This window comes from Streptomyces capillispiralis (genome assembly GCF_007829875.1).
GTDB lineage: Bacteria > Actinomycetota > Actinomycetes > Streptomycetales > Streptomycetaceae > Streptomyces > Streptomyces capillispiralis.
In genome coordinates this window covers 3,219,168-3,242,225 of record NZ_VIWV01000001.1, presented here as the reverse complement: position 1 = coordinate 3,242,225, position 23,058 = coordinate 3,219,168, and the positions used below count along the sequence as shown (strand labels likewise).

Sequence of the window (23,058 nt, the reverse complement as noted above, 5' to 3'; positions counted from 1 at the left end):
GGCGTGTCCGTCGGGGATACTGGAAGGCGCTGCAACGCATCAGGGAAAGGCCACAGACGTGACTGAGATCGAGATCGGGCGCGGCAAGCGCGGCCGCCGGGCGTACGCCTTCGACGACATCGCCGTCGTCCCCAGCCGCCGTACGCGGGACCCGAAGGAGGTCTCGATCGCCTGGCAGATCGACGCCTACCGCTTCGAGCTGCCGTTCCTGGCCGCCCCCATGGACTCGGTCGTCTCCCCGGCCACGGCGATCCGCATCGGTGAGCTCGGCGGCCTCGGCGTGCTGAACCTCGAGGGTCTGTGGACCCGCTACGAGGACCCGCAGCCGCTGCTGGACGAGATCGTCGGCCTGCCCGCCGAGGCGGCCACCCGCCGCCTCCAGGAGATCTACGCCGCTCCCATCAAGGAGGAGCTGATCGGGCAGCGCATCAAGGAGGTGCGCGACTCGGGCGTGGTCACCGCCGCCGCGCTCTCCCCGCAGCGCACCGCCCAGTTCTCCAAGGCCGTCGTGGACGCGGGCGTGGACATCTTCGTCATCCGCGGTACGACGGTCTCCGCGGAGCACGTCTCCGGCGCGCACGAGCCGCTGAACCTGAAGCAGTTCATCTACGAGCTCGACGTCCCGGTGATCGTCGGCGGCTGCGCCACCTACACCGCCGCCCTGCACCTCATGCGCACCGGCGCGGCCGGCGTGCTGGTCGGCTTCGGCGGCGGCGCCGCGCACACCACGCGCAACGTGCTCGGCATCCAGGTCCCGATGGCCACCGCGGTCGCCGACGTGGCCGCCGCCCGCCGCGACTACATGGACGAGTCCGGCGGCCGGTACGTGCACGTCATCGCGGACGGCGGGGTCGGCTGGTCCGGCGACCTGCCCAAGGCGATCGCCTGCGGCGCGGACTCCGTGATGATGGGCTCCCCGCTGGCCCGCGCGACCGACGGTCCGGGCCGGGGCAACCACTGGGGCATGGAAGCCGTCAACGAGGAGCTGCCGCGCGGCCAGAAGGTCGACCTCGGCACGGTGGGCACGCTGGAGGAGATCCTCACCGGCCCGTCCCACACCCCCGACGGTTCGATGAACCTCTTCGGCGCCCTGCGCCGCGCGATGGCCACCACCGGCTACAGCGAGCTCAAGGAGTTCCAGCGCGTCGAGGTGACGGTCGCGGACTCGCAGCACCGGCGGTAGGTCCCGGGCGGACCCCCGACTCCGATACGGCACCGAAGGGGCCGGTCACCTGGTGACCGGCCCCTTCCACGTGTCCACGTGTCCGCGTGTCCGCGTGTCCGCGTGTCCGCGTGTCCGCGTGTCCGCGTGTCCGCGTGTCCGCGTGTCCGCGTGTCCGCGTGTCCGCGGGGGCGCGCGTGGCAGCCGGGGGGCGCGCGGTTGCCCTGGGGCCTGATCCGCGCTGGTCCACCCGTGTGAGGCCGCTAGTGTCCTGGACGGCGCCCAGTTCTTCTGGGAGCCCCCTTCCAAGGACACGGTCCGGACCCCGCCCTCGGGGCCCGGCCCGATTCCGACGGACCACCCACCGGGTCACTGGGCGGTGTCGTGGAAGGGGGCGCCCATGGGCCGTCACCGCAGGCCCACCCGCTGGGATCGCATCCGTCTGTGGACGGTGCAGTGCCGGAGGAGGTGGATCTTGCGGATTTTCGGATGGTGAGCGGCCGCCCCCAAAAGAACTAGGGGCGGACACCCGTGCATCATCCTGGAGCCTGCCGCAGCAGCCCCTGCGGTGGGCTCCTCCCTTTCGGGTGGTGAGCGGCCGCCCCGAGAAGAACTAGGGGCGGACGCCCGTGCATCATCCTGGAGCCTGCCGCAGTACCCCCTGCGGTGGGCTCCTCGTCCTCCACCGTACCGGCGCGGTCCCCCTCCCACCACCAACCCCCGTGGCACGACGGTCCTGCGCGCGCCCCTTTCACAACCGGTGCGCCGCCCCCGTAGGAGTCGCCCCCCGCGTGTCCAGCAGGAGCTGGGCCTTGACCGAGAGGCCCTGGAGGTCGTACGTGCGGTGCTGCTGGAGCAGGATCGTCAGGTCGGCGTCGGCGGCGGCCTCGTAGAGGGAGTCCGCGCGGGGGACGGGGCGGTCGAGGACGTTCCAGGACGGGACGTGCGGGTCGTGGTAGCTGACGGACGCGCCCAGCTCCATCAGCCGGACCGCCACCTCGTGCGCGGGGCTGCCCTGCTCGTCGGCCAGGTCGGCCTTGTAGGTGACGCCGAGGAGGAGCACGCGTGCGCCGCGCGCCGACTTGCCGTGCTCGTTGAGGAGGGCCGCGGCGCGCTGGACGACGTAGTGCGGCATCCGGCCGTTGACCTGTTGGGCGAGTTCCGCCATGCGCAGGGTGCGGCCCGCGTGGGCGGTCAGGTCCTGGGGGGCGGAGTGGCCGCCGACGCCGGGGCCGGGGCGGAACGCCTGGAAGCCGAAGGGCTTGGTCTCCGCGCAGCGGATGACGTCCCACAGATCGATGCCCAGGTCGTGGCAGAGGGTCGCCATCTCGTTGACGAGGGCGATGTTGACGTGCCGGAAGTTGGCCTCCAGGAGCTGCACGGTCTCCGCCTCACGAGGTCCCCGCGCGCGGACCACCTTGTCGGTGAGGCGCCCGTAGAAGGCCGCCGCCGACTCGGTGCAGGCGGGCGTGAGACCGCCGATGACCTTCGGGGTGTTGGCCGGGGTGAAGTCACGGTTGCCGGGGTCGACGCGGCTGGGGGAGTAGGCGAGGTGGAAATCGCGCCCCGCGCGGAGACCTGATCCCGCCTCCAGCAGGCGCAGCAGGGGCCCCTCCGTCGTCCCGGGGGGTGCCGGGGACTCGAGGATCACCGTGGTGTGCGGGCGCAGCCGCGCGGCGAGGGTGCGGGCGGCCGCCTCCACCTGGCCCAGGTCCAGTCCGCCGTCGGCGCCGCGCGGGGTCGGGGCGCAGATGACGGCGGTGCGCACCCGGCCGAGTTCGGTGGGGTTGGCGGTCGTGCGGAAGCCCTGGGCGAGCATGCGGCGCTGCTCGGCGGCGCTGAGGGAGCCCGCCTCGGGGCCGGTCCGGTAGCCGATGGTGGGGATACCGGCGGCGACGGCGGCCTGGGCCAGGGGCAGTCCGTACGGGCCGAGTCCGATGACGGCGAGATCTGCGGGCATGGCGTGGGCCGTCCTTCCCATTAACCGGAGTGCTACAGGTGCGCAAGCGCTGTGGACTGGACAGGCGAGCGCAATGTCAGACTAGGAGTAAATATGACCGATATGCGGGATTGATCGGCTGATTTTCGGTGAGTCGTCCCGAGGGTGTTGTCCACAGGGCGGGAGCGAGTGGTGGCTGATGTCGGGCAAGGCGGTCAGAATTTGGGCATGAGGGTGGGGAACCGGGCTTCGCCCCACGGGTGCGGCCGACGCGACCGATGAGCGGGAGGCAGCGGTGAGGACAGCGACACTCGGGCCGGCGCAGCGCGCCGAATCACTCGCATCCATGGCGGAGCACGAACTGGACGTGCTGGTGGTGGGAGGCGGAGTGGTCGGCGCGGGCACGGCGCTCGACGCCGCGACACGCGGCCTGTCCACCGGCCTGGTCGAGGCGCGTGACTGGGCGTCCGGCACGTCCAGCCGGTCCAGCAAGCTGATCCACGGCGGCCTGCGCTATCTGGAGATGCTCGACTTCGCGCTCGTCCGGGAGGCGTTGAAGGAGCGCGGCCTGCTGCTGGAGAAACTCGCCCCGCACCTGGTGCGCCCGGTGCCGTTCCTCTACCCGTTGCAGCACCAGGGCTGGGAGCGGCTGTACGCCGGAGCGGGCGTCGCGCTCTACGACACCATGGCGATGGCCCGCGGGCACGGACGGGGCCTGCCCGCGCACCGTCACCTGAGCCGCCGTCACGCCCTGCGCGTGGCCCCCTGCCTGAAGAAGGACGCACTGGTCGGCGCGCTGCAGTACTACGACGCCCAGATGGACGACGCCCGGTTCGTCGCCACCCTCGTGCGCACGGCCGCGGCGTACGGCGCGAAAGTCGCCAACCGCGCGCGCGTCACGGGTTTCCTGCGCGAGGGCGAACGCGTGGTCGGCGCCCGGGTGCAGGACGTCGAGGGCGGCGGCGAGTACGAGGTGCGCGCCCAGCAGGTCGTCAACGCCACCGGTGTGTGGACCGACGACACCCAGGCGATGGTCGGCGAGCGGGGCCAGTTCCACGTGCGGGCCTCGAAGGGCATCCACCTCGTCGTCCCGAAGGACCGCATCCACTCCACGACCGGACTGATCCTGCGCACCGAGAAGTCCGTGCTGTTCGTCATCCCCTGGGGGCGGCACTGGATCGTCGGCACCACCGACACCGACTGGGACCTCGACAAGGCGCACCCCGCCGCGTCCAGCGCGGACATCGACTACCTGCTCGAACACGTGAACTCGGTGCTCGCGGTGCCGCTGACGCGGGACGACGTCGAGGGCGTGTACGCCGGCCTGCGGCCGCTGCTCGCCGGCGAGTCGGACGCCACGAGCAAGCTGTCCCGCGAGCACACCGTGGCGCATCCCGTGCCCGGGCTCGTCGTGGTGGCGGGCGGCAAGTACACGACGTACCGGGTGATGGCCAAGGACGCGGTGGACGCGGCGGTGCACGGACTCGACCTGCGCGTCGCCGACTGCGTCACCGAGGACACCCCGCTGGTGGGCGCCGAGGGCTACCGGGCCCTGTGGAACGGGCGGGCGCGGACAGCCGCCCGCACCGGACTGCACACGGTCCGCGTGGAGCACCTGCTGCACCGGTACGGCACGATGGCGGAGGAGGTCCTGGACCTCATAGCCGCCGACCCGTCGCTGGGCGAGCCGTTGCAGGGGGCCGACGACTACCTGCGCGCCGAGATCACCTACGCCGCCTCGCACGAGGGGGCACGGCATCTGGACGACGTGCTGACCCGGCGCACCCGCATCTCCATCGAGACGTTCGACCGGGGTACGCGCAGCGCGCGGGAGGCCGCCGAGCTGATGGCGCCGGTGCTGGGCTGGGACCAGGACCAGATCGAGCGCGAGGTGCAGCACTACGAGAAGCGGGTGGAGGCCGAACGGGAGTCGCAGCGGCAGCCCGACGACCTGACGGCGGACGCGGCCCGGCTGGGGGCACCGGACATCGTGCCGTTGTAGCCGGACCTCACTCGGCCGGCGGCCTTCGCGGTCGGCGGCCTTCGCGATTGGTGGCCTTCGCGGTCGGCGGCCTTCGCGATCGGTGGCCTTCGCGGTCGTGGTCTTCGACTGGTGCCAGTGGCCGGCGACGGTCACTGGCACCAGCGGCGCTCAGCGGGGGCCGGTGGTTGCCGGTGGCTGCCCGCGGTGTCCCGCCGCCGCCCGAATCACTCGACGGGTGGCGGAAGACGGGATCTCCGTTCGGAACCCGGCCGTTCTACGTAGTGCGAGGGCAGAACTCGGCCGCGAGCACCGCGGGTTCGAGGCCGGGATCCGCTATCGCGTCCGTGTTCACCCGGAAGGTGAGGACACGCCGGCCGTCGACCGTGGCCGCGGTGCGCACGTAGCTGCCGGAGATGCGTCCGTTGTGCCCCCACACCGTGGTGCCGCACGGAAGCGTCACAGGAAACAGGCCCATGCCGTACGAGCCGTGTGCGGTGCGGGTGTCGAGCATCTCGCGCAGCCGGTGCGGGGGCAGCAGTTCACCGCCGAGCAGTGCCGCGTAGAAGCGGTTCAGGTCGGCGAGCGTGGTCACCAACTCGCCCGCGGCGCCGGCCACCCGCGGGTCGAGTCGGGTGACGTCGGTTCCGTCGGCGGCGTAGGCGCGGCCGTGCGGTCCGGGCAGGGAGGTGCGGGAGCCGGGAAAGGAGGTACCCGTCAGACGCAGCGCGGTGATGATGCGGCGCTCGGCCTCGTCGGCGTACGAGCGACCGGTGACCTGTTCGACGATCAGGCCGAGCAGGACGTAGTTGGTGTTCGAGTAGGAGAAGCGGCCGCGATCGGCCGGGGGGTGGGTGAGTGCGATGCGTACGGCCTGAAGGGGCGTGACCGGGACGGAGCCTCGCGTGTCCGCGGAGAAGTCGCGCAGGCCGCTGGTGTGGGTGAGCAGGGACCGCACGGTCAGCGCGCGGCCGTCGAGTCCGGCTCCCCGCACCAGACCGGGCAGGTGTGCCTCCACGGTGTCGGCGAGTGACAGGCGCCCCTCGTCGGCCAGTTGCAGGACGACCGTGGCGATGAACGTCTTCGTGATGCTGCCCGCCCGGAAGTGGTCGGCCCGGCCGATGCCCGGCCCGGCCTGGGCATAGCGCCGGCCGGTCTCCTCCTGGGCCAGCAGGGCCGCGGCGGGGGCACCGCCCCGCGTGACCAGCAGCGGGAGGAGGGCGTCCGCGGACGGGGCGGCCGGCACCGGGGAGGCGGTCGGGGCCAGGCCCAGCAGCGCCAGGGACACGGGAATTGCCAGGAGTGTCCGAAGTGGCGTCATCGCGGCTCCTCCCTCGGTAGGAGGCACATCATGCAGGGCGGGGCGGCGTGTCCTCGACCCGGGATCCGCGCGCGCCGGGCCCCGGGCACGGCCTGAGGCACCCTGGGCGTCGAGCACTTGTCGGGTGAGAGACAATGAAGGCTCTGTCAGGGCGGGTTGCATGAGGGGACGCATGTCGGAGGCGGAGCGGGCGGGGACATCCCGTCAGAACATGAGCGCACGTCTCCTCGCCGGGCGTTACCGGCTGGGAGACGTGCTCGGCCGCGGCGGCATGGGGACGGTGTGGCGCGCCGAGGACGAGACCCTGGGGCGGACCGTCGCCGTCAAGGAGCTCCGCTTCCCGTCCAGCATCGACGAGGAGGAGAAGCGGCGGCTGATCACGCGGACGCTGCGCGAGGCCAAGGCGATCGCGCGGATCCGCAACAACAGCGCCGTGACCGTCTTCGACGTGGTGCAGGAGGACGACCGGCCCTGGATCGTCATGGAGCTCGTCGAGGGCAAGTCGCTCGCCGAGGTCATCCGGGAGGACGGTCTGCTGGAGCCGCGGCGTGCCGCCGAGGTCGGGCTCGCCGTCCTCGACGTGCTGCGCTCCGCCCACCGGGAAGGCATCCTGCACCGTGACGTGAAGCCGTCGAACGTGCTGATCGCCGAGGACGGCCGGGTCGTGCTCACCGACTTCGGCATCGCGCAGGTCGAGGGCGACCCGTCCATCACCTCGACCGGCATGCTGGTCGGCGCCCCCTCCTACATCTCCCCGGAGCGGGCCCGCGGGCACAAGCCGGGACCGGCGGCCGACCTGTGGTCGCTCGGCGGTCTGTTGTACGCGGCGGTGGAGGGCACACCGCCGTACGACAAGGGCTCCGCGATCGCGACGCTCACCGCCGTGATGACGGAGCCGCTCGAGGAGCCGAAGAACGCGGGACCGCTCAGGGACGTCATCTACGGGCTGCTCACCAAGGACCCCGCCCAGCGGCTCGACGACGCCGGCGCCCGGGCCATGCTGAACGCCGTCCTCAGGGCGCCCGAGCGCAAGGACGCGGGCCACGAACCGGCGGACGCGACCAAGGTCGTGCCGTTTCCCGAGCAGCCCTCGGAGCGTGGCGGGCGGGCCGACGAGGCCGGGGAGAAGCTGCGCGGCGCGCTGCGTTCCGTGCGGAAGGCGGCGGTGGCCGCCGGCTCGGCCGGTGCCGCCGCCACGGCCCGCACCAAGTCGGCGGGCGGCACCGCTCCTTCGGGCTCCGGGACGCAGGCCGGGACCTCGCGGACGGCGTCGGGCGCCACCGAGGCACGCCCGGGCACGGCGTCCGCCTCCGCCTCCGCGTCGGCCTCCGGCGGGCGCAGTTCGGGGTGGCCGGTGATGACCCCGCCCGATCTGCCGCCGCGTCCCGCGCCGCGGGCGCCGCTCACCGACGTGGTGCCGCGGCGGACGCTGGTCGTGATCGCGGTGGTCGTGGTGCTCGCCGTGCTCGGTGTCGTGCTGGCCTTCACGCTCGGCGACGACGAGGGCGAGAAGGGGGCCAAGGGCAGCGGTGGCGACCGGACCGCCGCCGGCCGGCCGGACCCGAGCGCCGACACCAAGAACGACGAGAGCGACGGCACCCGCACCGACGGCACCCGCACCGACGGTGCGGCCACCGAATCGGCGGGCTCGGGCGCGGGCGCGGGCGCGGGCTCGGACGCGAGTTCCGCGTCGGCCGGCCCGGACGACGGGGCCGGTGCGTCCGACGGCTCGGCCGAGGACGACGGCGCCCCGGTACAGCAGACGTACAAGGGGAGCCAGGGGTACTCGATCGGACTGCCCAAGGGCTGGAAGTTCCGGTCGACAGGGGCCGCGGGGGACCGGTTCACCGGGCCCGACGGGCAGAAGCTGCTCATCGGCTGGACGACCACCCCGAAGGACGACCCGGTCGCGGACTGGAAGAACCAGGAGCGCGCCATGGTGCGCGCCCAGTACCAGCGGATCCGCATCGAGGCGGTGGAGTACCGGGGGTGGAACACGGCCGACTGGGAGTTCACCTACGTGGAGGACGGGACCAAGTACCGCTCCGTCGACCGGGGTGCCGTCGTCAACGACCGGCTCGGGTACGGGCTGATGTACACGGCCAAGGCCGCCCAGTGGGGCAGTGAACAGCGCGAGAACACCTGGCGGACGCTGACGGAGACGTTCGAGCCGAAGGCGTGAGCATGAGCGGCCCGCGGAATGGGGAGGGAGATGTGGCATCCCCGCTCTGCGGGTTGCCTCCGGCACGTATCGTGAGTGCTTGCGGACCGTGCGCAGCAGGCACGGCGGGCCGCTGGGCGAACGGAACGGACCGACCGTAGAGCCGGGGGAGGCAACGTGGACGACTATGCGGGACGGGTTCTCGTCGACCGCTACCGCCTGCCCCTGCCGCCCTCCGACGAGTACGAACTGACCGAGACCCGCGCCTTCGACACCTACAGCGGGCAGGAGGTCCTGGTCAGGCAGGTTCCCCTCCCGGAGGTCGTCGAGGCCGAAGTGCTCGACGCCGAGGGGCTGCCCGACGGCTTCACCGCCCGCGACGCAAGCGCACGGCGGTCCGGCTTCGGGCCCGCCTCCGCACGCCCCGGCACCCGGCGCCCCACCGACCCGGTCGTACGGCGCGCGGTCGAGGCCGCGCAGGCCGCGGCCGCCATTCCCGACCACGCGCGGCTGGACCAGGTCTTCGACGTGTTCGCGGAGGGCGGTTCGCTGTGGATAGTCAGTGAACTCGTGCCCGCGCGCCCGCTGTCCGCCCTGCTCGCCGAGAAGCCGCTCTCCCCGTACCGGGCGGCGGAGGTCGCCGCCGACGTCCTGACGGCCCTGCGGGTGCTGCACTCCCACGGCTGGGTCCACCGCAACATCACCGCCCGCACGGTGCTCGTCTGCGACGACGGCCGGGTGATGCTCACCGGCCTCGCGGTCGGCGCGGCGGAGGAGGCACTGTGCGGTTACGACCCGGTGCCGGTTCCGGACGAGGAGCCGGGCCGGCCGGCGGGGGCGGCCGAGCTGCCGGGCCGGGCCGCCGGGCCCGCCGGGACGCTGCCTCCCGGCCCCGGCCCCGGCCCCGGCCCGTCCTGGCCGCCGGGGTTCACCGCCGCCGACCCCGCCCCCACGCCCGACCTCGCCCCCAGGCCCGACTCCGCCTCCGACCCCGACGCCGCGCGCCGGGCCGCCATCGAGGCGCGGGCCGGCCGGCTGCCCGGCGGCGGGGGTGACACGCCCGGCGGCCTGTCCCCGGCGGCGGCTCCGCGCGCCCTCGACAGCGCGGGCGACGTGCGGGCGGCCCGCGCGGGGGCGATCGCCGCGTACCGGGCGGGCGCCCGTGCCGCCGCCCGGGTGCAGGAGGCCCAGCAGGGCGGCCGTGCCGCCCTGCCCGCCGCCCGGCCCGCCCCCGAAGGCGGGGGCGCGGCGGCCGGCGCGGTCCCGCCGGGACAGATAGCCGACCCCTACGGCGTGGGCGCCACCGGCCGGTACGGCGCCGGGAGCGCACCGGGCGGCAGTGGACGTACCGCCCCCGCGGGATCCGGCGCACCCGATCCGTCCGAGGGCCCCGGTGGGGCCGCCCCGGCGGCGCGCTGGGACGACCTGGTGGCGCACGCCCCCGCGCGCCGGGGCCCGACCACGGCCCTGGCCGCCGAGCGGGCGCGGCAGGCACGGGTGGCCGTCGTCGGCCCCGTCACCGAGCGGTGGGCGCCGGAGCAGGCCGGACCCGTGCACGAGAACTGGCAGCTGGCCGCGCCGATCGGACCCGCCACCGACCTCTGGGCCCTGGGCGCGCTGCTGTTCCGGGCCGTCCAGGGACACGCGCCGTACCCGGAGGAGTCGACGGCCGAGCTGGTGCAGATGGTGTGCGCCGAGCCGCCCGCGTTCGCCGAGGAGTGCGGGCCGCTGCGGCCGGTCGTGGAGTCGCTGCTGCGTCAGGACCCCACCGAGCGCCCGGACTTCGAGGAGCTGCGGGGGTGGCTGCGGTCACTGGTGCGGTCGGCGCCGGAGCCGGAGGCCGGCGTACACGTGATAGCGGCGCCGCCCGTCGACGCGAGTCGGCTGCCGATCGTACGGCGCCGGGGCGAGCTGGTGCGCAGGCGGCGGGCCGGGCTCCCCGCCCACCACGGACGGCACAAGCGGGCCCGCCAAGAGGCCGGTTCCCCGCGCCGGCTCGGGCGCACCCTGCTCCTGCTGGTGCTGCTCGCCATGGCGGCGGCCGTGGCGTACGCCGTGCTGTTCCTGCCGAAGGCCGGTGAGGAGACGGCGGGGGCGGGCGGTGCGACCGACCGGACCGGAGCCGCCGGTGAGGTCGGCGAGGCACCGGACGCGCCGGACGCCGGCGACGAGCCGGACACCGGGCAGAACGCGCCGGACCCGAAGGACAGCCCCGACGGGTCGGCCGCGTCGACCGAGACGCAGACCGACGGCCCCGAGGTCGTCGAGGGCTTCACCCTGCGCAAGGATCCCGAGGGCTTCCGGATCGCCGTCGCCGAGGGCTGGCAGCGCACCCCGAAGAACGGCAGCGCCCAGGTCGTCTACAGCAGCGGCCGGTTCGAGCTGATCGTGGTCCCGGGCCGGGACAGCGCGCAGCGGTACGGCAGTGACCCCATGGCCTACCAGCGGGACGACGAGCGCGAACTCCAGCCCTACCGCGACTCCAGCTGGGCCACCTCCACCGGACTGAAGACCATCGAGGTGGGCGGACGGACCATGGCCGAGGGCCAGTTCACCTGGACCGGCGACGCGGGCGAGCTGTACGTGCGCAACCTGGCGGCGCTGATCGACGGCCGCTACCACGTGGTGCAGGTACGCGGACCGGAGGCCGAGCGGGACGAGGTGACCCGGCTGTACGAACAGGCGGCGGCCACCTACCGGTTCACCGGCTGAACCGAGCCCGCGCCACCGCCGGGCGGCCGGGGCGCGCACCCCGCCGGAGGGGCGCGCGGCACCGGCCGGACCGCGGACGCCACGCAGACGCAGGCGTTTTGGTTGCCTCCCGTTCCCCACAGCGACAACCATCACAGTGCGGTCTCCATGGCACTCCGTCGGTTCCCAGGAAGGGCCGGGATACTTACCCTGGCCCTGTCAAGACCATTGCGGGGCAACGTGAATCAGATGCAGGGCTCGCTCGTCGCGGGCCGCTACCGGCTCGGCGAGTCCATCGGCAGCGGGGGCATGGGCCGAGTGTGGCGTGCACACGATGAGGTGCTGCACCGGGCCGTCGCCATCAAGGAACTGACCGCGGCGCTCTACGTCTCCGACAGCGAACGAACCATGCTGCTGGCGCGCACCCGCGCCGAGGCGCGGGCGGCCGCGCGGATCAACCACTCCGCGGTCGTCACGGTGCACGACGTGCTGGAGCACGACGGCCGGCCCTGGATCGTGATGGAACTCGTCGAGGGCCGTTCGCTGGCCGACGCGGTCAGGGACGAGGAGCGCGTCGAGCCCCGCGAGGCCGCACGCATCGGCCTGTGGGTGCTGCGCGCGCTGCGCGCCGCCCACGCCGCCGGAGTGCTGCACCGGGACGTCAAGCCCGGCAACGTCCTCCTCGGCCGGGACGGCCGGGTGCTGCTCACCGACTTCGGCATCGCGCAGATCGACGGCGACACGGCCATCACCCGTACCGGAGAGGTCGTCGGCTCGGTCGACTACCTCGCGCCCGAGCGGGTCCGCGGCCACGACCCGGGCCCCGCCTCCGACCTGTGGGCGCTCGGGGCGACGCTGTACACGGCGGTGGAGGGCAGGTCCCCGTTCCGCCGCACCTCGCCGCTGACCACCATGCAGGCGGTCGTCGAGGAGCAGGCCGACGAGCCGCGCCGGGCCGGCCCGCTCGCCCCCGTCATCAGCGCACTCCTGCACAAGGATCCGGCCACGCGGCCCGACGCGGCCCGGGCCGAGCAGATGCTCGCCGAGGCGGCGGAGGGACGCCGTCCGCCCGCGGCGCAGGAGTACGTGCCGACCCGGGCCGTCGACGCGCACGTGCCGCTGCCGCACGAGACCCGGCCGCAGCCCGTCCCGGCGGCCGTCCCGCACCACCACCAGCAGCACAGCAACGGCCCCACGGCCGTCCAGACGCCGTACGGGCCCGCCGCGGTCGCGCCACGCCGGAGGGTGCGCGGGCGGATGATCGCCCTGGTCGTGGTCCTGGCCGCGCTCATCGGCGGAGGCACCGCGGTGGTGCTCCAGCAGGGGGGCCGGGGCGGCACCACCGCCGACCCCTCCCCGACGCCCACGTACGGTGCCACCGAGACGGGCCGGACCGACCCGGCCGGGGGTCTGCCCGAGGGCTGGGTGCGCCGTACCGACCCCTACGGGTTCTCGGTCGTCGTCCCCGGCGAGGACTGGAAGCGGGTCGTCTTCGACGAGGCGACCCGGCAGGTCGACTACACGCCCGACGGTGGCAGGCACTTCATCCGCATCGCCGCCGACGACTCGCCCGACTTCGACGACCCGTACGAGCACCTGAGGGATCTGGACCAGCAGATAGGGCAGCGTCTGGTCGACTACCGGCAACTGAGCCTGGAGCGCCGCGTCTACCGCGACCGCGAGAGCGCCCGGCTGGAGTACAGCTGGACGGCGCTGGCCAAGGACACGGACTTCCCGGGCCCGCGCCGGGCGATCGACCAGATGTACCTCTCGCGTGACGGGGTCGAGTACGCGATCTACATGTCCGCGCCGGCCGCCGACTGGGCGACGACCCGCGAACAGTTCGAGACGGTTCTGCAGGGGTGGCGCGAGCCCTGACGTGCCCGGCGTGCCGGGACGTGCGCCGCTTGGCCGAATCGCCGTACCGGAGCGGACACATCCGGTGGGGCATGATGGGCCCATGGTGACCGAGGGGGAGCCCGAGAACGGAGCCGCACGTCACAACGCCCGCGTCATCGCGGGCCGTTACCTGCTGGAGGCGAGGCTCGGGCGTGGCGGCATGGGCGTGGTCTGGCGGGCCACCGACCAACTGCTCGGCCGGGGCGTCGCCGTCAAGGAACTCCCCTTCGACGAGACGCTCTCCGCCGCCGAGGCCCGGCGCCAGCGGGGCCGCACCCTGCGCGAGGCCCGCGCCCTGGCGCAGTTGAGCCATCCGCACATCATCGTCGTCCACGACGTCGTCGAGGACGAGGAACGCCCCTACATCGTCCTGGAACTGATCGAGGGCCCCTCGCTCGCCGACCGGATCGCCGAGCAGGGCCCGGTCGACGCCGCGGAGGCCGCGCGGATCGGCATCGACCTGCTCGGCGCGCTGCGCGCCGCCCACACGGCCGGTGTGCTGCACCGCGACCTCAAACCCGCCAACGTCCTGCTGGAGAACGGCACCGACCGGGTCGTCCTCACCGACTTCGGCATCGCCCAGGTCGCCGGGTCCACCACGCTCACCGAGACCGGCTCCTTCGTCGGCTCACCCGAGTACACCGCGCCCGAGCGGATGTCCGGCGCGAGGACCGGACCGGAGTCCGACCTGTGGTCGCTGGGCGCGTTGCTGTGCACGGCGCTCAGCGGCGAGTCGCCGTTCCGACGCGACTCCCTCGGCGGGGTCCTGCACGCCGTCGTGGTCGACGAGATCCGCCCGCCCGCGCAGGCCGGGCCGATCCTTCCGGTGGTGCGCGGTCTGCTGGAGCGGGACCCCGACCGCCGTCTGGACGCGGACCGGGCCGAACGGATGCTGCGCGCGTTCCGCGAGACGGGCCGCACCCCGGAGTCCGCGCCCTTGGAGCTGTTACCGCAGGACCGGGACCACCAGGCCCGTCGCCGTCCCCCGGCACGGCGTGAGGAAGCGGACGGGGGCCTGTCGGTTCCCGCCGGGGAGCGTCCGGTCCGCCGGCCGCCCACCCGGGGCGCGCTCGTGGCCGCGCTGGCGGTCGCCGCGATGGCGGGAGCGGGCGTATCCGCGGGGGCCCTGCTCATGCAGGACCGGGACGGAGACGGAGGCGGTACGCCGACGAGCACGGTGCCCGGGACCCCCGTGAGCGAACCGCCCGCCGGGCCGGGGGCACCCGTGCCCCCCGCGACGGCCACCACCCCGCGGCGGCCGCTCCCGTCGGCGGCGAGCTCCACGGCCACCACTCCCGCGTCGACCCCGCCCGCGACGACGACCCCCGCGACGACGGGCTCCACGACGACGGGCTCCCCGGCGGACGGCCCGTCACCCGCGCCGCAAAACCCCCTAACCGGGAGATAGGTTCCGGCGTGGGTCACGGGTCTGTGACCGGTGGGGATACGCGGTGGATGCGCGGGGGCCCGGCGCGATAGGGATAAGCCATGAGCAGCAACGGGGGAGCCCAGCACGGGGCCGATGAGCCCACCAGTTTTGGACTGCAACCGCCGCATCCGCGTCCTCCCGCGGCCGTCCCGCATCCCGGCAACCCGTACGCGGCACCCACCCGGGCGGTCCCACCGCAGCCGCAGCCGCAGCCGCAGCATCAGGACCGGAACGCGGCACGCAGCCAGGCACCTGCACCCGCACCCGCACCCGAGTCCGTACCCGCACCCCAGCCCCTGGCCGGGAACGTGGCCGGCGCCGCGACCGACCCCGGTGTCGGTCGGCTGATCGCCGGGCGTTACCGGCTGCTCGCCAGGCTCGGGCACGGCGGCATGGGCACGGTCTGGCGGGCCAAGGACGAGACGGTGGACCGCGAGGTCGCCGTCAAGGAGCCCCGCATCCCGGACCACCTTCCCGAACGCGAACGGTCCAACGTGTTCGAGCGCATGCGCCGTGAGGCCCGCGCCGCCGCCCGCCTCGACCACCCCGCGGTGGTCAACGTCCATGACGTCGCGGTGGTGGACGGCCGGCCGTGGATCGTGATGGAGCTGGTCCAGGGACGTTCGCTCGGTGCCGTGTTGCAGGAGGAGGGCACGCTCCCCGCGCGCGAGGCGGCCCGGGTCGGCCTGGAAGTGCTCGGCGCGCTGGAGGCCGCCCACGCGGCGGGCGTCCTGCACCGGGACGTGAAGCCGGACAACGTGCTGCTCGGCCGGCACGAGCGGGTCGTGCTCACCGACTTCGGCATCGCCCGCATCGAGGGCGACACCGACCTGACCGACACCAGCGGCTTCGTCGGTTCGCCCGAGTACATCGCCCCGGAGCGGGTGCTGGGCCAGCGCCCCGGCCCCGCCTCCGACCTCTGGTCGCTCGGTGTGGTGCTGTACGCGGCGACGGAGGGCGTGTCGCCGTTCCGCCGCAGCAACACGCCCGCCACCCTGCAGTCCGTCCTCAACGCCGCGCCGGCCCCGCCCGCCTCCGCGCGGGGACCGCTGGCCGAGGTCATCACCGGTCTGCTGCAGAAGGACCCGGCGCACCGTCCGAACGCCGCCCAGGTCCGCGCCGCCCTGGAGGCGGCCGCGCACCCGCCCGCCCCGCAGCCCACGCAGGCCGGCCCGCTCCCCGCCCCGGCCGCGGGCGGCGGGGGCGGCAAGGGCATCCGGATCGGCCGCGGGACGCTGACCGGACTGGCGGCGGCCGTGGTCGCGGGCGCGGTGGCGGCCTACCTGGTGATCGCGGACCCGTTCGCGGGGCCGCTGCCGGACGGCTGGAAGCGGCACGACCTGGGGGACCGGGTGGGGGCCGCCCTCGCGGTGCCGGAGGGCTTCGTGAAGGACGAGCAGGCCGAGGACTCGGACGGGACCATCGCCTCCTTCACCGATCCGAGCGGGCTGGTGCGCGTCGAGGTCGACCGCGACCTCAGGTCCGAGGACGAGGACGGCGAGATCGAGGCCTCGGCGACGGAGCGCGCGTTCGCCCACTGGGAGGAGCTCAGGGACGGCGAGTACAGCTGGGGCATCGCCGACACGCCGGCCCCGCGGGGCAAGCCGCGCGAGACCACGTACCGGGACCGTGAGGCGGCCACCAACACCATCGTCTACACGACGACCACCGATCCGGTGACGGTGCGCGAGGCGCAGGTCGTGTACTACCGGAGCAAGGGCGGCGACATGTACCGGCTCTGGGTCGTGTACCCGGGCAAGGGCCACTTCGCCGAGGACGGCAGGGAGATCGCCCGTACGGTCGTCGACTCGTGGGACGTCCACGAACGTTGAACGGGCCGATGCCGTCGCCAACGCCCTGATCAGGGGGTTTGTTGCCAGCGTTCACTGGCGTTGTGTGAGCCGTGGGTGAATCTGTTACCGACGGGTACACAAAGTGGCCGCCCCGTCATACTCTGCGCCTCATGACGGACGCGCAGACCCGGGAAACCACCGGCACCAACCCCCTCGCCCCCGCCCCGGAGGGCGCCCGCACCGCTGCCGACGTGGTCACGCCGGAGCTGGTCGCGCAGCTCACCAAGGGCGTGGCCGGGTCCGGCCGGACCGCCAACCACACGCCGTTCACCGGCGAGAAGCTGGCCGACCTGCCCGAGTCGACGCCCGAGGACGTGGCGCGGGCCTTCGAGGCGGCCCGTGCCGCGCAGGCCGTGTGGGCGCAGATACCGGTACGGCGGCGCGCCGCCGTCCTGCTCCGCTTCCACGACCTGGTGCTGGAGCGCCAGGCCGAGGTGCTGGACCTGATCCAGCTGGAGACCGGCAAGGCCCGGCTGCACGCCCACGAGGAGGTGCAGGCCGTCGCCGTCGCCGCCCGCCACTACGGCCGCCGGGCCGCCGCCCATCTGCGGCCCAAGCGGCACGCGGGCGCCGTGCCGGCCCTGACGAAGGTCACCGAACTGCGCCACCCGCGCGGTGTGGTCGGCCAGATCGCCCCGTGGAACTACCCCCTCGAACTCTCCGTCGGCGACGCGCTCCCGGCGTTCGTCGCGGGCAACGCGGTCGTGATGAAGCCCGACACGGAGACCTGCCTGACCGCGCTGTGGGCCCGCGACCTCCTCGTCGAGGCCGGGCTGCCCGCCGACGTCTTCCAGGTCGTCCTCGGCGAGGGCCCGGTGATCGGCCCCGAGGTCGTCAGGCACGCCGACTACGTCTCCTTCACCGGCTCCACGCGCACCGGCCGCGAGGTCGCCCAGGGTGCCGCCGCCCGCCTGGTCGGCGTCTCCCTGGAACTCGGCGGCAAGAACGCCATGCTGGTGCTGGAGGACGCCGACCTCGACAAGGCCGCCGCCGGTGCCGTCCGCGCCTGCTTCTCCTCCGCCGGCCAGCTGTGCATCTCCATCGAGCGGCTCTACGTCCACGAGTCGGTCGCGGACGCCTTCCTGGAGCGCTTCGCCGCCCGCACCAGGGCGCTCCGCCTCGGCACGTCCCTCGCCTACGGTGCCGACATGGGCTCCCTGGTCGGGCAGCGCCAGCTGGACGCCGTCACCCGGCACGTCGACGACGCCATCGCCAAGGGCGCCAAGGTGCTCGCGGGCGGCACGGCCCGCCCCGACATCGGCCCCTACTTCTACGAGCCGACCATCCTCGACGGGGTCGAGGCCCCGATGAGCGTCTGCGCGGAGGAGACCTTCGGCCCGGTCGTCTCCGTCTACCGCTTCTCCTCCGACGACGAGGCGGTCGAGCGCGCCAACTCCACGCCGTACGGGCTGAACTCCTCGGTCTGGACGAAGGACGCCCGGCGCGGCCGCGCGGTCGCGGCGCGGCTGCGCACCGGCACGGTGAACATCAACGAGGGGTACGCGCCCGCGTACGGCAGCGTCCAGTCGCCGATGGGCGGCATGAAGGACTCCGGGCTCGGCCGCCGGCACGGCTCCGAGGGCATCCTCAAGTACACCGAGGCCCAGACCGTCGCCCACCAGCGGCTGCTGCCGATGGCCCCCTCGCTCGGCATGGACGACGAGAAGTACGCGGCGTTCATGAGCCGCAGCCTGCGCCTGATGAAGGCGTTCCGCTTCCGCTGAGACGCGGGCGCCCCGTACCGGTACCACCGCTTTCAACGAGGAGAGCACGTGTCACAGGAGAACTCCGCGCCAGAGCCGGACGCCGCGCAGGACCCGGACTCCGTACGGGAGCCGGACGCGGCGCGCGAGCCCGACGACGACTCCGCGTACGACGATTCCGCGTACGACTACGACGTCATCGTCGTCGGCTCGGGCTTCGGCGGCTCGGTCTCGGCGCTCCGGCTGACCGAGAAGGGCTACCGCGTCGGCGTCCTGGAGGCCGGCCGGCGCTTCACCCGCGCGTCGCTGCCGAAGAACTCCTGGGACCTGAAGAACTACCTGTGGGCGCCCCGGCTCGGCATGTACGGCATCCAGCGCATCCATCTGCTCGGCAACGTCATGGTGCTGGCGGGCGCGGGCGTCGGCGGCGGCTCCCTCAACTACGCCAACACCCTCTACGTACCGCCCCGGCCGTTCTTCGAGGACCCGCAGTGGGGGCACATCACCGACTGGCAGGAGGAGCTGGCGCCGTACTACGACCAGGCGCGGCGGATGCTCGGGGTGCGGCTCAACCCGACGATGACGCCGTCGGACGTGCACCTGAAGGCGGTGGCCGAGCGGATGGGCGTCGGCGACACCTTCCATCTGGCGCCGGTCGGCGTCTTCTTCGGCGACGGCGAGGACGCCGACGGGGCGGTGCGGGCGGCACCGGGACAGGAGGTCCCCGACCCGTACTTCGGCGGGGCGGGACCCGCGCGCCGGGCCTGTGCCGAGTGCGGCGAGTGCATGACCGGCTGCCGGCACGGGGCGAAGAACACCCTCAACGAGAACTACCTCCACCTCGCCGAGAAGGCGGGCGCGGTCGTGCACCCCATGACGACGGTGGTGTCGGTGACGGAGGACTCGCGGGGCGGGTACGCCGTCGCCACGCTCCCCACCGACAACCGCCGCAAGGGCAAGGGACGTACCCTGCGCGCCCGCCGGGTGGTGCTGGCCGCCGGCACCTACGGCACCCAGACACTGCTGCACCGGATGCGGGCCGGCGGCCAGTTGCCGCACCTCTCCGACAGGCTCGGCGAGCTGACCCGCACCAACTCCGAGGCCCTCGTCGGCGCCCAGACCGACGACCGCCGCTACCGCAGGGCCACCGGCGCCCCGAAGGCCGACTTCACGCGCGGCGTGGCCATCACGTCGTCGATCCACCCCGACGAGAACACCCACATCGAACCGGTCCGCTACGGCAGGGGATCCAACTCGATGGGCGGGCTGTCCATCCTCCAGGTGCCGTACGCGGGCGGCGGCTCGGGCACGGCCCGGGTGCTGGGCTGGTTGGGCAACGCGGCGCGGCACCCCTGGCTGATGCTGCGGTCGCTGTCCAACCGGCGCTGGTCGGAGCGGACCATCATCGGCCTGGTGATGCAGTCGCTGGACAACTCCCTGACGACGTACCTCAAGCCGTCCGGGGCCGGCCGCGGACTGCTCACCGCCCGGCAGGGGCACGGCGCGCCCAACCCCAAGCAGATCAAGGCGGCCACGGACGGCGCGTCGGCGCTGGCGGCCGAGATCAACGGCTTCGCCGGCTCCAACGTCGGTGAGCTGACGGGGATGCCGCTGACCGCCCACTTCCTGGGCGGCTGCCCGATCGGCGGCTCCCGCGACACCGGCGTGATCGACCCGTACCACCGCCTCTACGGCCACCCCGGCATCTCGGTCGTGGACGGAGCGGCGGTCTCGGCGAACCTGGGCGTCAATCCCTCGCTGACCATCACGGCACAGGCGGAGCGGGCGATGTCGTACTGGCCCAACAAGGGCGAGGCCGATCCCCGCCCGCGGCAGGGGGATGCCTACCGGCGGCTGAAGCCGGTCGAGCCGAAGTCCCCGGCGGTACCGGCGGACGCGTTCGGCGCGCTGAAGCTGCCGTTCCTGGGGATCCCGGCGGTGCCGCCGAAGAAGTAGCCCCGCGAGCCGTCCGGACAAGGGAAGAGGACCTGTGCCCCCCTCCGAGCTCAGGTCCTCTTCCCTTGTCCTGGGTGGTGCCGCGCGCCGCGCGGACCGGCGTGCTTACGCCTGCACACCGGCCTTGCGCCGGCGCACCACGAACACCGCACCCGCACCGGCCACGACGGCGGCACCGCCGACCAGCCCGATCATCGGGAGCGCGGAGCTGGAACCCGTCTCGGCGAGGCTGCCGGTGACCTTGACGTCGCTCACGTCGTCGAGCTCGGCCATGCCACCGGTCTGCGGCTTGGCGTCGTTCGGCTTGCCCGCCTCGGAGCCGGCCGCGAGGATGTCGAAGAAGTAGATCCAGCCGTTGGGGTCGTCGGCCAGCCAGCAGCCCTCGGCGTCCGCGTACTCGGCGAGACCGCCGGTGATGCCGAGGGCGTCGGGCACCTTGCCGTCGACGCTCAGCCGCAGCTGGTACGAGACCGACTGGCCGGCACCGAGCGAGAACGCCGCGAACGTGCCGCCCTCACCCGCGGTGTCGGCGAGCGTGGTCCACTGTCCGGTGGCCTTGTCGAAGACCTGGACCGTGATCCGGCCGGAGTAGTCCTTCTCGTTCCAGCCGACGGCCGCGACGCCGATCAGCGGCTTGATGTCCTTGATCTCCTCGTCGCCGCGGTTGGACACGTTGAACGAGAACGCCTTCCAGCCGCTGCCGGCGACGATCGTCTCGGGCAGACCCGACAGACCGCTGCGCAGTTCGGCGCTGAGTCCGGCGGTGCTGTTGCCCTCCTCGTCGACGCAGAGCTCGGGGTCCTCCTCCGCCGGGGCGCTCTCACTGGCGCTCGGCGACGGGGAGGCGGCCGGCGAGCTCGCGTTGCCGGCGGGGGTGCTCGGGGCGGTGCCGGGGGAGCTGGCGTCGTCGCCCGGCGCGCTCGTGCCGGTGGCGGGGCTGCTCTGCTCGTCCTCCGGCGCGCTGGTGGCGTCGCTGGGGGAGCTCGCGTCGGCCGTGGGGGAGCTCGTGTTCTCGGCCGGGGTGCTCTGCTCGGCCGCCGGGCTGCTCGTCGACGCGTCCGGCGTCTCCTCGCCGGTCGCGAACGCCGCGGGGGCCGAGAGCAGGGCGAGCGGCGCTATGACGGCCGTCGCGGCCGCGGTGGCCAGGGCACGGCGAAGCTTCATGAAGACCTCGGGTAGTCCGGTGTGCCGCGTGGTCGCGGCACGAGTGCGGAGAGGCCTCCGCGTGTGGGGCGCGGGTGTGGCCCGTGGTTCTGGTGGTTTGATCCACGAGGCCGGTGAATGGTTGTCCCGGCCTTCACGGAATTCTTATGTGAGCTGGATCACGTGCGCGGGACGAAGATCCCTGACGTACGCTCAGCCGCCGACATCCGCCCCGACGCGAGAGGGAACCCGCGACACCGTGGCCGAGCAGCCGTCCGAAGAGCCCGATTCCCCACCTCGGCCGAGACCGGGGTCCGCGCCGGATCCGTCCCCGGCGCGGTCGTCCCCGGAGCAGCCGTCCCCGGAGCGGTCGTCCTTCCCGGACGACGTGTGGGAGAGGTTCGTCCACGACAGCGAGCGCGCCATCCGGGCCTCCGCCCCCAAGGAGCCGTCCGCCCGGGCGCGCATGGTGACCGAGCGGTTGCGGGCCATGGACGAGGCGCGGGCGGCCGGGGCGCGCGGTGGCGGGAAGTGGCGTCGTGGCGGGAAGCGGGCTCCCGCACCCCCCGCCCGGCCCGAGGGATGGCGCACCGGTCCGGCCCGGCAGGACGACAGCGGCCGTGGTGCGCGCCGGCGCCGGGTCCTGAGCGCGGTGGGCGTGGTGCTGGCGGCGGCGCTGGCCGTGGTGGCCGTCAACCCGTCCGCCGCGCTGTCCTGGCTGCCCGGCGGGTTCGGCGAGGGGTCCGGACCGTCGGACGGGGCGCAGGCGTCGTCCGCCGCGCCGCAGGCCCCCGAGACCGCCCGCCCCAGCGCCGCGCCGCCCGCCGCCCCCGCCGGTGTCCCCACCCGCGGGGAGCCGTTCGCCGGGTCCCCGGCCGCGCGGTGGGAAGCGGGAGCGGACGCCATCCGGCTGCCCGGGGCGAAGGCCGTCAACGGTGTCCCGGCCGCCCGGATCGAGGCGGCGCTGAAGGGGACGAAGGAGTTCCTGGTCGCCTCGAACCTCGATCGCGGGGTGCTGGAGGGCGCCCGGCCGCGGAAGGCGCTGGACCTCGTGGACCCCGCGCAGGCGGACTACCTCGCCGACCTGCGTGCCGGGCTGCGCGAGCCCACGGAGAAGAACGACCCGGTGTGGACCTTCACCCGTTTCGACCCCGAGGAGGTCGAACTCGTGGGCGACGTGCGCGTGCGCGGTCACATGACGGTCGAGGCCCGGCGCGGCTCCGCCGGGAAGGCCGTGATCAAGGCCGACTACACCTTCGTGTACCCGGTAGCCCGCGCGGGCGGCGGTGACGCCGGTGACGAGGTGACCCGCGCCATCGTTCGCCGGTCGATCGAGGTCGAGGCCATGGGTCCGGCCCGGTTCCGCTTCGAGGAGGGGCACATCTGGGTCGTCGCCACCGACAGCGAGATCGCCAACGACGACTGCCGGGAGGGCGACGGCGTGATCCGCCCGCGGTTCTTCGCCGACCGGCGGACCGGCCCCGAGCCGTCCGGCCAGGCGCGCGATCCCTACGACCGCAGCAGGGAGCTGACGGGAGCCGAGGGCGACGACGAGTGCGGCGTCGTGACCCGCACGTAAGGCGTGCGCCGCAGGTGAGGCGTGCGCCGCAGGTGAGGCGTGCGCCGTAGGTGAGGCCTCCCGCGCGTGAGGGCTGCGGGACGGCGGGTGGACGACGGTGTGCGAAGGGCCCCGCGGGGCGGAGCCGCGGGGCCCTTCCTCTCGTCGGCACCGACGTCAGGGCGGCGTCGGTGCCGGGGGAGCGGCGCCGGGGGCCGCGCCGCCGGTCCCTGTGGTCCGGCCGGTCCTGTGGGGTCTTTGG

General features: G+C 74.0%; 13 protein-coding genes. 10 read left to right on the top strand and 3 right to left on the bottom strand.

Translation table 11 applies throughout. The features are described from left to right. Positions 1–58: 58 nt before the first annotated feature. Positions 59–1,183, top strand: coding sequence for a GuaB3 family IMP dehydrogenase-related protein (locus tag FHX78_RS13425; RefSeq protein ID WP_145867692.1), 1,125 nt, complete (start codon positions 59–61; stop codon positions 1,181–1,183). 730 nt (positions 1,184–1,913) lie between these two features. Here FHX78_RS13425 and FHX78_RS13415 read toward each other — a convergent pair. Then, positions 1,914–3,122, bottom strand: coding sequence for a nucleotide sugar dehydrogenase (locus FHX78_RS13415; protein ID WP_145867691.1), 1,209 nt, complete (start codon positions 3,120–3,122; stop codon positions 1,914–1,916). Positions 3,123–3,396: 274 nt separating this feature from the next. On the opposite strand from FHX78_RS13415, the gene FHX78_RS13410 reads away from it, so the two are divergent. Beyond that, on the top strand, positions 3,397–5,103 hold the full coding sequence (locus FHX78_RS13410) for a glycerol-3-phosphate dehydrogenase/oxidase (protein ID WP_145867690.1): 1,707 nt from the start codon (positions 3,397–3,399) through the stop codon (positions 5,101–5,103). Positions 5,104–5,359: 256 nt separating this feature from the next. Here the strand turns inward: FHX78_RS13410 and FHX78_RS13405 are convergent, their stop codons facing one another. Further along, positions 5,360–6,403, bottom strand: a complete 1,044-nt coding sequence (locus FHX78_RS13405) for a serine hydrolase domain-containing protein (protein ID WP_145867689.1) — start codon at positions 6,401–6,403, stop codon at positions 5,360–5,362. A 172-nt stretch (positions 6,404–6,575) separates the two neighbouring features. On the opposite strand from FHX78_RS13405, the gene FHX78_RS13400 reads away from it, so the two are divergent. The 7 genes from FHX78_RS13400 to FHX78_RS13370 all read left to right on the top strand — a co-directional run bounded on the left by FHX78_RS13400 (position 6,576) and on the right by FHX78_RS13370 (position 20,095). Beyond that, the gene (locus FHX78_RS13400; protein WP_145867688.1) at positions 6,576–8,585 is read left to right on the top strand and encodes a serine/threonine-protein kinase; all 2,010 of its coding nucleotides are present in this window, start codon (positions 6,576–6,578) and stop codon (positions 8,583–8,585) included. A gap of 156 nt (positions 8,586–8,741) precedes the next feature. Then, positions 8,742–11,276 (top strand): protein kinase, encoded by a 2,535-nt coding sequence (locus tag FHX78_RS13395; RefSeq protein ID WP_145867687.1) that lies wholly within the window; start codon positions 8,742–8,744, stop codon positions 11,274–11,276. A 228-nt stretch (positions 11,277–11,504) separates the two neighbouring features. Next, positions 11,505–13,133 carry a serine/threonine-protein kinase gene (locus FHX78_RS13390; RefSeq protein WP_145867686.1) on the top strand — a complete coding sequence of 543 codons (1,629 nt, stop codon included), beginning with the start codon at positions 11,505–11,507 and terminating at the stop codon, positions 13,131–13,133. 82 nt (positions 13,134–13,215) lie between these two features. Continuing rightward, positions 13,216–14,562, top strand: coding sequence for a serine/threonine-protein kinase (locus tag FHX78_RS13385; protein WP_145867685.1), 1,347 nt, complete (start codon positions 13,216–13,218; stop codon positions 14,560–14,562). 80 nt (positions 14,563–14,642) lie between these two features. Then, entirely contained in the window at positions 14,643–16,415 is a 1,773-nt protein-coding gene (locus tag FHX78_RS13380; protein ID WP_145867684.1) for a serine/threonine-protein kinase, read from the top strand. Between the two features lie 131 nt (positions 16,416–16,546). After that, on the top strand, positions 16,547–18,160 hold the full coding sequence (locus tag FHX78_RS13375) for a succinic semialdehyde dehydrogenase (protein WP_145867683.1): 1,614 nt from the start codon (positions 16,547–16,549) through the stop codon (positions 18,158–18,160). Between the two features lie 48 nt (positions 18,161–18,208). Then, the gene (locus tag FHX78_RS13370; RefSeq protein WP_373312969.1) at positions 18,209–20,095 is read left to right on the top strand and encodes a GMC family oxidoreductase; all 1,887 of its coding nucleotides are present in this window, start codon (positions 18,209–18,211) and stop codon (positions 20,093–20,095) included. Positions 20,096–20,200: 105 nt separating this feature from the next. On the opposite strand, the gene FHX78_RS13365 is transcribed toward FHX78_RS13370, so the two are convergent. Further along, on the bottom strand, positions 20,201–21,259 hold the full coding sequence (locus tag FHX78_RS13365) for an LAETG motif-containing sortase-dependent surface protein (RefSeq protein WP_145867682.1): 1,059 nt from the start codon (positions 21,257–21,259) through the stop codon (positions 20,201–20,203). A gap of 367 nt (positions 21,260–21,626) precedes the next feature. Between FHX78_RS13365 and FHX78_RS13360 the strand changes: the two genes are divergently transcribed. Continuing rightward, complete coding sequence (locus FHX78_RS13360) at positions 21,627–22,817, top strand: hypothetical protein (RefSeq protein ID WP_145867681.1); 1,191 nt, start codon at positions 21,627–21,629, stop codon at positions 22,815–22,817. Positions 22,818–23,058 lie beyond the last annotated feature (241 nt).